Origin of the sequence: Marinobacter salinus (assembly GCF_001854125.1) — a bacterium.
Taxonomy (GTDB): Bacteria; Pseudomonadota; Gammaproteobacteria; order Pseudomonadales; family Oleiphilaceae; genus Marinobacter; species Marinobacter salinus.
Genome location: NZ_CP017715.1, coordinates 4,047,290 through 4,058,978, shown reverse-complemented (window position 1 = coordinate 4,058,978; position 11,689 = coordinate 4,047,290). Strand labels below are relative to the sequence as shown.

Annotated in this window: 13 protein-coding genes and 1 tRNA gene; 10 read left to right on the top strand and 4 right to left on the bottom strand. The window is 52.2% G+C overall.

The genetic code is table 11. The annotated features are described in order from the left end of the window. Positions 1-39 precede the first annotated feature (39 nt). The 10 genes from BKP64_RS18685 (at position 40) to BKP64_RS19600 (ending at position 9,124) form a co-directional block, all read left to right on the top strand. Positions 40-312, top strand: a complete 273-nt coding sequence (locus tag BKP64_RS18685; RefSeq protein WP_070973354.1) for an oxidative damage protection protein — start codon at positions 40-42, stop codon at positions 310-312. A 122-nt stretch (positions 313-434) separates the two neighbouring features. Then, positions 435-510: transfer RNA gene (locus tag BKP64_RS18680), tRNA-Phe, on the top strand. A 703-nt stretch (positions 511-1,213) separates the two neighbouring features. Beyond that, complete coding sequence (locus BKP64_RS18675; RefSeq protein ID WP_070973352.1) at positions 1,214-2,356, top strand: transporter substrate-binding protein; 1,143 nt, start codon at positions 1,214-1,216, stop codon at positions 2,354-2,356. Next, on the top strand, positions 2,353-2,943 hold the full coding sequence (locus BKP64_RS18670; protein ID WP_070973350.1) for an ANTAR domain-containing response regulator: 591 nt from the start codon (positions 2,353-2,355) through the stop codon (positions 2,941-2,943). Before BKP64_RS18675 ends, BKP64_RS18670 begins: the two co-directional genes overlap by 4 nt. A gap of 2 nt (positions 2,944-2,945) precedes the next feature. Further along, positions 2,946-3,803: an ABC transporter permease gene (locus tag BKP64_RS18665; protein WP_070973348.1), complete on the top strand. Its 858-nt coding sequence runs from the start codon at positions 2,946-2,948 to the stop codon at positions 3,801-3,803. Further along, the gene (locus BKP64_RS18660; RefSeq protein ID WP_070973346.1) at positions 3,803-4,729 is read left to right on the top strand and encodes an ABC transporter permease; all 927 of its coding nucleotides are present in this window, start codon (positions 3,803-3,805) and stop codon (positions 4,727-4,729) included. Before BKP64_RS18665 ends, BKP64_RS18660 begins: the two co-directional genes overlap by 1 nt. A 48-nt stretch (positions 4,730-4,777) precedes the next feature. Continuing rightward, on the top strand, positions 4,778-6,397 hold the full coding sequence (locus BKP64_RS18655; protein WP_070973344.1) for an ABC transporter substrate-binding protein: 1,620 nt from the start codon (positions 4,778-4,780) through the stop codon (positions 6,395-6,397). Next, entirely contained in the window at positions 6,397-7,344 is a 948-nt protein-coding gene (locus tag BKP64_RS18650; protein WP_070973342.1) for an acetamidase/formamidase family protein, read from the top strand. Before BKP64_RS18655 ends, BKP64_RS18650 begins: the two co-directional genes overlap by 1 nt. A 14-nt stretch (positions 7,345-7,358) precedes the next feature. After that, the gene (locus tag BKP64_RS19605; protein WP_227515462.1) at positions 7,359-8,231 is read left to right on the top strand and encodes an ATP-binding cassette domain-containing protein; all 873 of its coding nucleotides are present in this window, start codon (positions 7,359-7,361) and stop codon (positions 8,229-8,231) included. Between the two features lie 14 nt (positions 8,232-8,245). Beyond that, positions 8,246-9,124 (top strand): ATP-binding cassette domain-containing protein, encoded by an 879-nt coding sequence (locus tag BKP64_RS19600; protein ID WP_227515615.1) that lies wholly within the window; start codon positions 8,246-8,248, stop codon positions 9,122-9,124. A gap of 224 nt (positions 9,125-9,348) precedes the next feature. Here BKP64_RS19600 and BKP64_RS19780 read toward each other — a convergent pair whose 3' ends face one another. The 4 genes from BKP64_RS19780 to glcF form a co-directional block, all read right to left on the bottom strand. After that, a complete protein-coding gene (locus tag BKP64_RS19780; RefSeq protein WP_157755446.1) occupies positions 9,349-9,570 on the bottom strand; it encodes a hypothetical protein in 222 nt (73 codons plus the stop codon). Between the two features lie 137 nt (positions 9,571-9,707). Further along, positions 9,708-9,863, bottom strand: a complete 156-nt coding sequence (locus BKP64_RS19435; protein ID WP_198402631.1) for a hypothetical protein — start codon at positions 9,861-9,863, stop codon at positions 9,708-9,710. Between the two features lie 91 nt (positions 9,864-9,954). Continuing rightward, positions 9,955-10,398, bottom strand: a complete 444-nt coding sequence (locus BKP64_RS18635; protein ID WP_070973339.1) for a DUF4124 domain-containing protein — start codon at positions 10,396-10,398, stop codon at positions 9,955-9,957. A gap of 81 nt (positions 10,399-10,479) precedes the next feature. Continuing rightward, entirely contained in the window at positions 10,480-11,688 is a 1,209-nt protein-coding gene (gene glcF, locus BKP64_RS18630) for a glycolate oxidase subunit GlcF (RefSeq protein ID WP_070973337.1), read from the bottom strand. Between the last annotated feature and the right edge of the window lies 1 nt (position 11,689).

Sequence of the window (11,689 nt, the reverse complement as noted above, 5' to 3'; positions counted from 1 at the left end):
TATCATGCCCCCAGACGAAACATTCCAACAGGAGCTACCATGAGCCGTACCGTATTCTGCCGCAAATACCAGAAAGAACTCGACGGGCTCGATTTCCCGCCCATGCCCGGCAAGAAAGGTCAGGAGCTTTTGGAAACCGTTTCCAAACAGGCGTGGGAAGAGTGGCAGGCGCAGCAAACCATGCTGATTAACGAAAAGCACCTGAGCCTGATGGACCCGAACACCCGCAAATATCTGCAGGCGCAGATGGAGCGTTTCTTCGACAACGAGCCCTTCGACAAAGCCGAAGGCTACGTGCCTCCGGAGCAATAATGCCCGGATTGATCAAACGCTGAGCAACCCTGAAAAGATTCAGAAATTTTTACCCCTCAGCCTTGACTCAAAACATCGAAACCGGTTTAATAGCGCCCCGTTGCACAGCAGTAGCGCAACGCGCCCGGATAGCTCAGTTGGTAGAGCAGGGGATTGAAAATCCCCGTGTCGGTGGTTCGATTCCGCCTCCGGGCACCAAGATTCAACGACTTAGCCCGCCTTGTGCGGGCTTTGTTGTTTCTGGGTGTCCACCAATTGTCCACAGAGTTTTCAGAATTACTTAAGATACTTCGGACCTTCCCTATAATGGCCAGTTATCCCACCGAATTGGTCAATGACTCGATGCCCGGCATCTACCCATTCTCCACGATCATCGAAATCACCAGATTCACAATACTTTTCCCACGCATCTGACCTTTTCAACCTCAAGATCCTAGATCGTCTTATCACCACTCATACTCACCTCTTTATTCCATGACTACATATAACTAGGCGATCCAAAACAATGAAAGTTTCAAAGCGGAGCAAACTTTAATATTCCTGACGTGTGATCGTGAGATCAATGGGCATACCTCATTGTGAGCTTGATACCGGAGTGCCCAAGATACTGCAAATGCGCCAAAACAGCGCAACACGATCGATCCTAGTGCACACAGAAGATCAAACTTTTAGGTTCGAGAGTAGAGAACAGCTGCGAGACCCGTGGTTTACAGCTGGATGAGGCTATACTCAGTTTTTTTCAGAGTTGGCATACAATTTTCATTGTAATAGTTAGCAAATCATAGAAGCTGGTCAAAACCCGTAAGCCTTCAAAAATAGCAGCGCTGAATTAGGCGCATAGGTACAGAAGCCTGAACGTTCGCGACTCGCGAATGCTCGGGCTTTTTTTATGGATCAAAAAATGTCTGAACGCATCAACGTTGGATTACTAGTCTCGTCCCATGGCACCTATCAAGATATGGGGCGCAGTACCTTAGCGGGGCTTCGAGATGCAATTGCAGAAATCAACGGAGATCCGGCGTACGAATTCACTATCGTCTCAGCAGAGCATGATCCCCGTGGCGAACTTAACGAGTACGCGGTTGGCCTAAACCGCCTCATGGAAAGCGGAGCCAAACATATATTCGGGACGACAACATCTGCAAGTCGCAAAGAAATAATCCCAGATCTGGAACGTGCCAACCGTCTGCTCTGGTATTCCTGCCCTTACGAGGGCTACGAATGCAGCGAGAGTGTGCTTTACCTTGGCGGCTGCCCCAATCAAAACCTTTTACCTCTGATGCAGTATGCAATTGCTAATTTTGGCTCTATAGCCTGCTTGGTGGGCTCGAATTACGTTTGGGGCTGGGAAAGCAATCGAATAGCCCGCGAGTTAGTAGAAATGGCCGCAGGCGAGGTTATTACAGAAAAATACTACCGTTTTGGTGATACGGATTTCGACGCCCTCATCAAAAACATAATGAGCCAACAGCCTTGCTTTGTTTTGAACAACTTGGTCGGTGAGTCCTCATACCACTTCCTCCGCCAGTTAAGCGCAGCTTGCTTAAAGAAAGGCATTCGCATCCCTGTACTGAGTTGCAACTTTACAGAGTCCGAACTGCCACGCATCCAAGGTGCAGACTCCATTCGGTTGCTATCTTGTGGTGCTTTTTTTGAGAGCGTCGCTCCCTCATTCGTCGCGAAACAGAGCGCAGCACATGGGAGACAGCCCTTCTCGCACTATTACACCGCCGCTTATATCTCAATGCATCTCTTTGCAACGGCTAGGCAGAAAGTCGGGCATGACGATCCTGAAGCCATTGCTGACGTTCTGTATCGACTGAAATACCAGTCTTTATTAGGCGAGATAACGATTGCTGAGCACAACAACCACCTGAGCCTGCCCAGCTACATCGCTGAGGCTAAGGGAAGTCAATTCGAGGTCGTTCATATTGAAAGCGGGTCGATAGCTGCAGATCCGTACCTGGTTCAAAGCAGCTTCGACGTGTTTCGGAACCTTGCAGCTCGGAGTACCCGAGGCAACTTTCTGAGGGTAGTCAAATGACAGAAAGAAATCAGTCTTTTTCCAGCCGCCGAAAGCTATTGCTAATTGATTGTGACGACCGGACTCAACAAATGCTCACCAAAAGCATCCGGCGTCTTGGAATGGAAGCGACCTCCGCAGATCCAGATGCCCAGAATCTCGACGAGAACATCCTCGCTGTGATTGTTGAAATTGATGAGTTACAGAGCCAGAAAATTCTGAACCAGGCCCGTAAGCAAGCTTTACCCATAATCGCCCTTTCGCGTCACGAAACATTGTCACAAATCCAGAGCGCGATTCGGGTAGGCGCTACAGCAATGCTCAATCGGCCGCTCACCCAGAGCTCCGTGTATACCACGCTAATGATGGCTAGCAATTTAAAAGAGCGGATAAATGCCCTAGAAGCTGAAAACTCGCGCCAATCTTTGCAACTACAGGCTCGCCCTCAAATCGCCAAAGCGGTCGCAAGGCTAATGACAGACCTGAAAATTGATGAGCACGATGCCTTCGACCGTATTCGCACTTTGTCTATGGAACTCAACATCAGTATCGAAGCAATCTGCGCTGATATCGAGCAGATGGAACCTACCATTGGGGTCAGGAAATAACCATGTCTGCTTTCCAATTGATCAAAAAACTCTGTCGGCATAAATCAGTCGCTTTTTCGCTTTTTGTCATTGTCTCCGTAGTCCTAGCATCACTCTTTGCATCCTGGATTGCACCTTACGATCCCAACAAGCAGTTCTTCGAGGGGCTGACTATGGAAGGCGCTCCCCTTCCTCCAAACAGTACCTTTTTACTGGGTACAGACCTGCTCGGGCGGGACCTGTTGTCTCGATTGATTTACGGGGCGCAGACCTCTCTTATTATTGGCGTTGTTGCCAATGGCATCGCCATCCTCATAGGAACTTTAGTTGGGGTCACGGCCGGCTTTCTCAGAGGCTGGGTCGGGAACGTCTTGATGCGAATGACCGATCTCATGATGGCATTTCCCGCCCTTCTCCTGGCGATTGCGCTTGCAGCCATCCTTGAACCTAGTCTTTGGATAGTAGCTCTGGTCATAGCAATGGTTAACTGGGTGCAAGTGGCCAGGGTCATCTATTCCGAAACCATTGCCATCTCATCCCGCGAGTTCATAGCAGTGGAGAGGACTCTGGGGGCCAGCACTCGTCGCATCCTCTTCTCTCACTTACTCCCTCACTTGCTCCCCACGATCATGGTCTGGGCCACGTTAGGAATTTCCACCACAGTGTTGTTGGAAGCCACACTCTCGTTTCTTGGTGTTGGTGTTCAGCCGCCCACGCCAAGCTGGGGCAACATCATTTTCGAAAGTCAGACCTATTTCACCTCTGCCGTTTGGCTGGTGCTCTTCCCGGGAACACTGATTGTCCTGCTTTCGCTCAGTTTTAACCTCGTCGGCGATGCCTTGCGTGATGAGCTAGATCCATCTCTGAAGGGGAGAGACTAATGACTATTTATATTCTCCGACGTCTGGCCTACGCCGTTCTGATATTACTGGGGGTATCGTTCATTACTTATCTGCTCCTTTACCTGATCCCGGCGGATCCGGCGCGACAGTTGGCCGGACGAAGCGCCACACCAGAAACGGTAGCCAATATCCGAGCGCAATTAGGTTTGGATCTACCCTTCTATCAACAGTATTTCCAATACCTGATGAACCTGGTTCAGGGGGACCTTGGCAGGTCTTACATTCAACGGACAGAAGTCTCGGCGCTGATCGGATCACGACTCTCTGCCAGTTCGCAGCTTTTGGTCTGGGGTATTGGGTTTGAATTGTTGATTGGTATCAGCCTTGGCGTCTTGGCTGCTTTAAAACGGAATACAGCCATAGATAGAGGCTTAATGGCATTCTCATTCGTGGGAGTTTCATCGCCTCATTTCATCGCATCCATGCTGTTCCTTTACCTGTTTGCCGTCCACCTGGAGTGGTTCCCACTCGGCGGTTATGGCACAACGCACCACATTCTTTTGCCCGCCATCACACTCGGCCTCCTTGGCAGTGGCTGGTACTCACGGATGGTTCGCTCGTCGATGATTGAGGTCTTACAGCAAGACTTCATTAGAACGGCCCACTCCAAGGGTCTGACAAGGATGCGTGTCATTTTCCGCCATGTCCTTCCCAACGCAATTATCCCAGTGATTCCGATGGTCGGTATCGACATTGGCATCTTCATCGGTGGCTTGGTGGTCGTCGAGTCTGTATTCGGCTGGCCCGGACTTGGACAGCTCGCCTGGCAAGCCATTCAACGTGTCGATATTCCCGTCATTGTTGGAGTCACCATGGTGTCTGCCGTCGTCATCGTCCTTGCAAACCTTATTGCCGATCTACTGGTTCCTTTAGTCGATCCTCGGATAAACCTTGAGAAGTCGTAAGAGCACTAACCATAAAGAAGCAAAATGATAATCAACGGAGCACGTACTATGACCTTGAAAACTCGTAAAAGCCTCTTCACGAGTGCTATCGCGTCACTCATGTTTGCCGCCTCTGTTCAGGCAGCTGAACCCAAGAACGGCGGCGATATCATTGTGACCTATCAAAATGACGTCGCCACTCTTGACCCGGCAATTGGTTACGATTGGCAAAACTGGTCCATGATAAAAAGCTTGTTTGACGGCCTGATGGACTACGATCCCGGAACCACCGAACTCAGGTTAGACCTCGCCGAGAGCTACAAGCTGTCCGAAGATGGGAAGACCTATACCTTCAAATTACGCCCAGGGGTTAAATTCCATAATGGCCGCGAAATGAAGGCGGCCGATGTTAAGTATTCTTTGGAACGAACCTCCAACCCAAATACAAAAAGTCCTGGCGCCGGTTTCTTTTCTCCAATCGTTGGCTATGACGCGGTTTCCCAGGGGGAGACCACTGAATTGGAAGGTGTCAAAGTCGTTGACGACTACACCGTATCGATTGAACTGACTGCTCCAAATGCGACCTTCCTGCACGTAATGGGACTGAATTTTGCGTCTATCGTGCCCAAGGAAGAGGTCGAAAAATACGGCGAAGACTTTGGTAAGAATCCAGTAGGCACGGGAGCTTACGAGCTCACAGACTGGACTCTTGGACAAAAGCTCGTATTCGAGAAGAATCCAGAGTATTTCCGCTCGGGCGTTCCTTACATCGACACCATCACCTTCGAAGTCGGCCAAGAACCGTTGGTGGCGTTGCAGCGCCTGGAGCGGGACGAAGTGGACATCGCGGGCGACGGGATTCCCCCAGCGAAATACCTTCAGTTTAAAAATGATCCGCGGTTCCAGGATCTCATGGTCACAGGCGACCAGCTACATACAGGATACCTGACGCTAAATGTCACGATGCCTCCGCTGGACAACCTAAAAGTGCGTAAAGCAATCAATATGGCGATCAACAAAGACCGCATCGTGCGCATCATCAACGGCCGGGCAACACCTGCCAATCAGCCCCTACCGCCAGCGATGCCTGGCTACGACTCGGATTACGAAGGGTATAAATTTGACCCTGAAGGCGCGAAGGCCTTGCTGGCAGAGGCAGGCTTCGCGGACGGTTTCGAAACAGAATTGTTCGTTATGAACACCGATCCTCAGCCACGAATTGCCCAGGCGATGCAGCAGGATCTGGCGAATATCGGCATTACTGCGAATATCAAATCGCTGGCACAAGCCAATGTGATCGCAGCTGGTGGCGTTCAGGATCAGGCTCCAATGGTTTGGTCCGGTGGCATGGCCTGGATTGCTGACTTCCCGGATCCTTCAAACTTCTGGGGACCGATCCTTGGCTGTGACGGCGCAGTTCCTGGAGGCTGGAATTGGGCTTGGTATTGCAACGAAGAACTCGATGCTAAAGGTGCAAAAGCAGATGCCATGGCCGCTGCCGATCAACAAGAGGCAAGATCTGAGCTATGGGGTGAAGTATTTACTCAAGCAATGGCGGATGCTCCCTGGGTCCCTATTTTTAACGAGCAGCGGGTCACCGTGCACTCCAAGCGAATGGGCGGTGAAGATGCGCTCTACGTCGACCCTGTTCACGTCCCTGTCAACTACGACTATATCTGGGTGAAGTGATGTGTGAGAACAGCCTCGTAAAAACCATTCATGGTCATCACCACCACCATGGATGGGATAACAGCATTGCGCCAGTTGCACGAGTAGCGCCTGGAACCACGCTGGAACTTGAGTGCAAAGACTCCGGCAATGGGTACTTCACTTCTGATTCGACTGTGGAATCGGTTCGTGACATGCCCTTCGACAAAATCAATCCTGTCACCGGGCCTGTCTATGTCGAAGGCGCGGAACCTGGTGACATCCTGAAAATTACGATCGACAGCTTTCGGCCCTCGGGATTTGGCTGGACAGCCAATATTCCCGGGTTCGGCTTGCTGACTGACCAGTTCAAAGACCCAGCACTGGCTCTCTGGAATTACGATACATCAAGCATGGCGCCGGCAATGTTCGGCAAATACGCCAGGGTCCCGCTGAAACCATTTGCCGGAACGATTGGCTTGGCGTTGGCAGAACCTGGCTTACATTCCGTCGTCCCACCCCGTCGGGTCGGAGGTAACCTGGATATCCGCGATCTAAACGCCGGTTCTACGCTGTACCTGCCAGTTGAGGTTGCGGGTGCACTGCTATCGATCGGAGATACCCACGCAGCCCAAGGTGACGGAGAAATCTGTGGTACGGCCATTGAAAGCGCTATGGACGTTACCGTCACTTTGGATCTGATCAAAGACACACCGCTTGCTATGCCTCGATTTACAACCGCAGGCCCGGTAACGCGGCACCTCGACCAAGCGGGCTACGAAGTCTTCACAGGCGTCGGACCAGACCTCATGCAAGCAGCCAGGGATGCCGTTAGCGGCGCCGTCGAATGGGTTGCTCGCGAGCACGGCATGCCGGTAGAGCAAGCCTACATGCTTTGCTCCGTGTGCGGAGATCTGCGCATCAGTGAAATCGTCGACATGCCCAATTGTGTCGTTTCGTTCTATGTCCCAAAAGTCGTTTTTAACTAGGAGCTGACTTGAGTATGACTGTCCCTGATTCGGCACAAGCCGGGAAAACGCTTTTATCGGTTGAAAACCTGAGTATTGAGTTTGGTCAGGGTCAGTCATGCAAGCGAGTCGTGAATGACCTTAGCTTCAACCTGAATAAATCTGAAACCCTGTGTATCGCTGGCGAGTCCGGTAGCGGTAAATCTCTATCCGCGCTGGCGATCATGGGGCTTCTGCCCAAAATGGCTCGCACTCCGAGTGGTGCCATCCTATTTCATAATGAAGAATTGCTCAGCAAGTCGGAGCGGGAGATGCAAAAGATCCGCGCCAAGCAAATTGGAATGATTTTTCAAGAGCCAATGACGTCTCTGAATCCAATCATGCGTGTTGGAGACCAGATGATGGAGACCCTCAAACGCCATCGTATCGCATCCGGTGATGCAGCATGGCAGCATATCCGATCCATGCTTGATGCCGTTCGGATACCCAAGGTTTCCGAGCGTCTGCGCCAATACCCTCATGAACTCTCTGGCGGGTTACGTCAAAGAGTCATGATCGCAATGGCGATGCTGTGCAGCCCACAGATTCTAATAGCCGATGAACCTACCACTGCGCTTGATGTCACTATTCAGGCCCAGATACTGGAATTGATTCGGGAGCTACAGAAAGAATACGAAACAGGCGTACTGATGATTACGCACGACATGGGCGTGGTTGCCGAAATGGCTGACAACGTTGTCGTGATGAATCGTGGTGTCGTGGAGGAAACGGCGCCAATCCGAACCCTCTTCTCCAAACCGGCTGCCGCTTATACCCGGCAACTTTTAGCAGCAGTACCTCGCTTGGGGACAGCCCCCCCTTGTCGGAGCGACCTGAGCGCCCTCCAGTACTTGAAGTCGAAAACCTGAGCGTACGTTATCCGATGCGGAAGAAGTCCTTATTTGAGCAACCGAAGGAGGTGCACGCTGTCGATCACGTCAACTTCGCACTTCATGAGGGTGAAACCCTTGGCCTGGTTGGGGAGAGTGGTTGCGGAAAATCGACAACCGGTCGTGCGCTCATGAGCATGCTTAAATTCGAGGGCTCGATTAAAGTTCTGGGTAAAGATATCAAGGGCCTGAAAGGAAGCGCTTTGAAAGAGATTCGACAAGATATTCAAATGGTCTTTCAAGATCCCTTCGCCGCTCTCAATCCCAGAAAGACAATTGCTGAGCTGGTAGGAGAGCCCCTTCTCATCCACAGGCGCGGCAACGCCCAAGAACGCGAGGAGCGCGTAGCAACACTGCTGTCGCAGGTTGGGTTACCAGAAGCAGACGCAATGACACGCTATCCACATCAGTTTTCTGGTGGTCAGCGCCAGCGGATTTGCATAGCTAGAGCTTTGGCACTAAATCCGAAAATCATCGTTGCTGATGAGCCGGTCTCGGCGTTGGATGTGTCTGTGCAGGCACAGGTACTAGACCTTATGGAGGACCTGCAGAGGAAATACAACCTGAGTTACTTGTTCATTTCTCACGATATGGCCGTGATTGAGCGCCTCTGTCATCGAGTCGCAGTAATGTTTGGAGGAAGAATAGTAGAAATTGGCTCCCGGGATCAGGTATTGCACAATCCGCAGCACCCATACACTCAGCGATTACTTTCTGCAGTCCCGATTCCCGCCCTCGATAGCAAACGAGACTTTCGAGCGCTGCTGGAAGATAGTAAAGCCCCAGACCCGATCAAGCCAAAAGGTCACCAGGCTGAACCAAGTCAGTATAACGAAGTTGCTCACGGACACTGGGTTGCAGCAGGGGCCTGAGTCATAAATAAGCAGAACAATAAAACTGATAATCAAAACCCTCGATTTAAACCACTTACAAATAGTAGGTAAAGTTTACGTCGCCGAGGTTCCAGGGCTTCGGATCATCTTCCATACTCTTGAGGGAGGCCTCTAATCGATTGTCCGTTACGGACATCGTTAAATTATACTGGCAAGGGTTCGGGCTGTGAGCGCCGTCCTAGAAATGCAGCTCTGAAAGCCGCTTAAGTGCTTCGCTGGCTGGCGCTCTTCAGCGTGAATAACCAGGGAGAGGCGAGGAAAAGCTCCATATTCCCGCCCCAGTGCGCTGGATTCAATCCGTTGCGGGGCACGCCATCGTTTCGAACCGTTTCACACACATTATAAATCGTGATTCGTATGCGTTCCTTGTTCTGACCCAAGGCGTAAACTTCGTAGCAGCCCTCATCGACCTTTATCCGCTTGATGTCCCTGCCTTTGCCTCCGGGATCTTAATTGAAGCTTAATCGACCAGGGAGTTTCATTAAGGTTTGGAAACGGAATCAGGAGGTTCTTTTCGTACTGCGGGTTTGCGAGGGATGAAGGATTTTCGTAAAACCGCCTCTCAGGCAGCTTTGCGAAAATCCTCCATCCGCACGGTTTTGTCCCGGCTGCGACGGTATTTGCTTTTATCTTCAACCACACGCATGTGGTATTTGGGAGACTTCAGATCCCGTTGAACTGCACTATGCATTGTGGGCTTTGCCCGCTTCTTGGCCATGATATTTTCTCCATTGGCATTTCTGATATTGCTTTCCAATTATACCACTTCTTCCTGAACCAGAGCGTAAGGAATGACACTCACTCCCCGGCTACCTCAGGATGCACTCCCGGCTCAATGCCAGGTTTAACTCACGACGCTGTCGCCGCAGTGTGTTGCCCTTGTCGCTTCCATAGCCCGCTCGCAGCTTAGACTGGATCCTGCCGAGCTTGCCCCGGTATTTATCACAAGCTCTTTCCTGCCGGGCCCTGGCGGCGGCTTTGGTAATGCCTGAGGCTGGCCCGGGCCGATCAGAGGCTGATAGCAGGCCCCGAACCTCGGCACGAATCCCCGAAACCCGCTCACTCTGACGGAGATTTTCCGACATGGGCACCGTGGCGAGAGGCTTTACGTCAACTCGTTTGTGGGGAATTTTTCCGGGCGGATAATCCGAGAAATGTGCAACACCGCTGCTGTCTATCCAGGTGTAGACGTCTGCGCAGGCGCCAGCGCTGCTCAAAAAGAAAAAAACGAAAGCTGCCAATCTCCATGGCATACGATCCACTCCCTGTGGTTCCGTTATATGCCGTGGCAGTATAACGAAGCCAGCAGGGAATGTGGTGACGCTACTCCCGTTTTACTGATCCAGCAGTTCAATCCAATGCTGGACAGGCACGGTTGACTTGGTTTCCAGGTGCATCTGGCAGCCAATGTTGGCGGTGACGATGCGGTCGGGGTTGTCCACGGTCAGTGCCTTGAGCTTATTGCCCAGCAGCTTCTGGCTAAGCTCTGGCTGCAGAACCGAGTAAGTACCGGCAGAGCCACAGCACAGGTGTTTATCCTTAGTTGTGGCCAAATCCACACCGGCCTTGACCAGCACCTGCTCCACCACTCCGTTCTGCTGCATGGCGTGCTGGAGCGTGCACGGGCAGTGGAACGCCACCTTGCCTGGGCTCTGGCTCAGCTTCAGCTTTTCAAGGTCCTGTTTCAGCAGGAAGGCGCCGATATCCGTGCAGAGCTCGCTCACCTTCTGGGCCTTGGCAGCATAAACCGGATCATCTTTCAGTAGATGACCGTAGTCCTGAACCATGGCGCCGCAACCAGATGCGGTCATGATGATCGCCTCCGCGCCGGACTCGATAGCCGGCCACCAGGCATCGATATTCTGGCGCATGCGTTCCAGCCCCTTCTCGTGCTCGGAAAGGTGGTAGTTCACAGCACCACAACACCCGGCCTCAGGAGCCTCAACCATGGTAATACCCAGCTTATCGAGCACCCGCGCCGCCGCCGCGTTGGTATTCGGCGTTGCGGTGGGCTGGACACACCCGGCAAGCGCGAGCACGATCCGGCTGTGACTGGCGGCCGGCCATGGGCTTGCCTGCTTTCTGGGTGGCACTTTGGTGCGCAGTTTTTCCGGGAGCACGGGCCGGAAAATCTGCCCGAGCCGCAGCAATAAACCAAATAGCTGACGATTGGGGAGCACGCGGGCCAGCCCCCATCGCATCCACTTGTCCTTAGGAGCCCGGGGCAGCTCTTTCTCCATCAATCCCCGACTGATGTCGACGAGACGACCATACTGCACACCCGACGGACACGTGGTCTCACAGCTTCGGCAGGTGAGGCAGCGGTCCAGGTGCTCCCGGGTTTTCTCGGTCACTTCTTCGCCTTCCAAAAACATCTTCATGAGGTAAATGCGGCCACGAGGACCATCACGCTCATCATTCAGTTCCTGGTAGGTGGGGCAAGTCGCGGTGCAGAACCCGCAGTGGACACAGGCCCGCAGTATGGATTCCGCCTCCTGCCCTTCCGCAGTATTGGCAAATTGTTGAACCAGATTAGTTTGCATC

Coding starts and splice junctions, on each gene's coding strand:
- BKP64_RS18635 (WP_070973339.1), bottom strand. CDS start 10,398: ATGCCATGGAGATTGGCAGCTTTCGTTTTTTTCTTTTTGAGCAGCGCT.
- BKP64_RS19435 (WP_198402631.1), bottom strand. CDS start 9,863: ATGGCCAAGAAGCGGGCAAAGCCCACAATGCATAGTGCAGTTCAACGG.
- BKP64_RS18655 (WP_070973344.1), top strand. CDS start 4,778: ATGACCTTGAAAACTCGTAAAAGCCTCTTCACGAGTGCTATCGCGTCA.
- BKP64_RS19605 (WP_227515462.1), top strand. CDS start 7,359: ATGACTGTCCCTGATTCGGCACAAGCCGGGAAAACGCTTTTATCGGTT.
- BKP64_RS19600 (WP_227515615.1), top strand. CDS start 8,246: ATGCGGAAGAAGTCCTTATTTGAGCAACCGAAGGAGGTGCACGCTGTC.
- BKP64_RS18675 (WP_070973352.1), top strand. CDS start 1,214: ATGTCTGAACGCATCAACGTTGGATTACTAGTCTCGTCCCATGGCACC.
- BKP64_RS18660 (WP_070973346.1), top strand. CDS start 3,803: ATGACTATTTATATTCTCCGACGTCTGGCCTACGCCGTTCTGATATTA.
- BKP64_RS18670 (WP_070973350.1), top strand. CDS start 2,353: ATGACAGAAAGAAATCAGTCTTTTTCCAGCCGCCGAAAGCTATTGCTA.
- glcF (WP_070973337.1), bottom strand. CDS start 11,688: ATGCAAACTAATCTGGTTCAACAATTTGCCAATACTGCGGAAGGGCAG.
- BKP64_RS18650 (WP_070973342.1), top strand. CDS start 6,397: ATGTGTGAGAACAGCCTCGTAAAAACCATTCATGGTCATCACCACCAC.
- BKP64_RS18665 (WP_070973348.1), top strand. CDS start 2,946: ATGTCTGCTTTCCAATTGATCAAAAAACTCTGTCGGCATAAATCAGTC.
- BKP64_RS18685 (WP_070973354.1), top strand. CDS start 40: ATGAGCCGTACCGTATTCTGCCGCAAATACCAGAAAGAACTCGACGGG.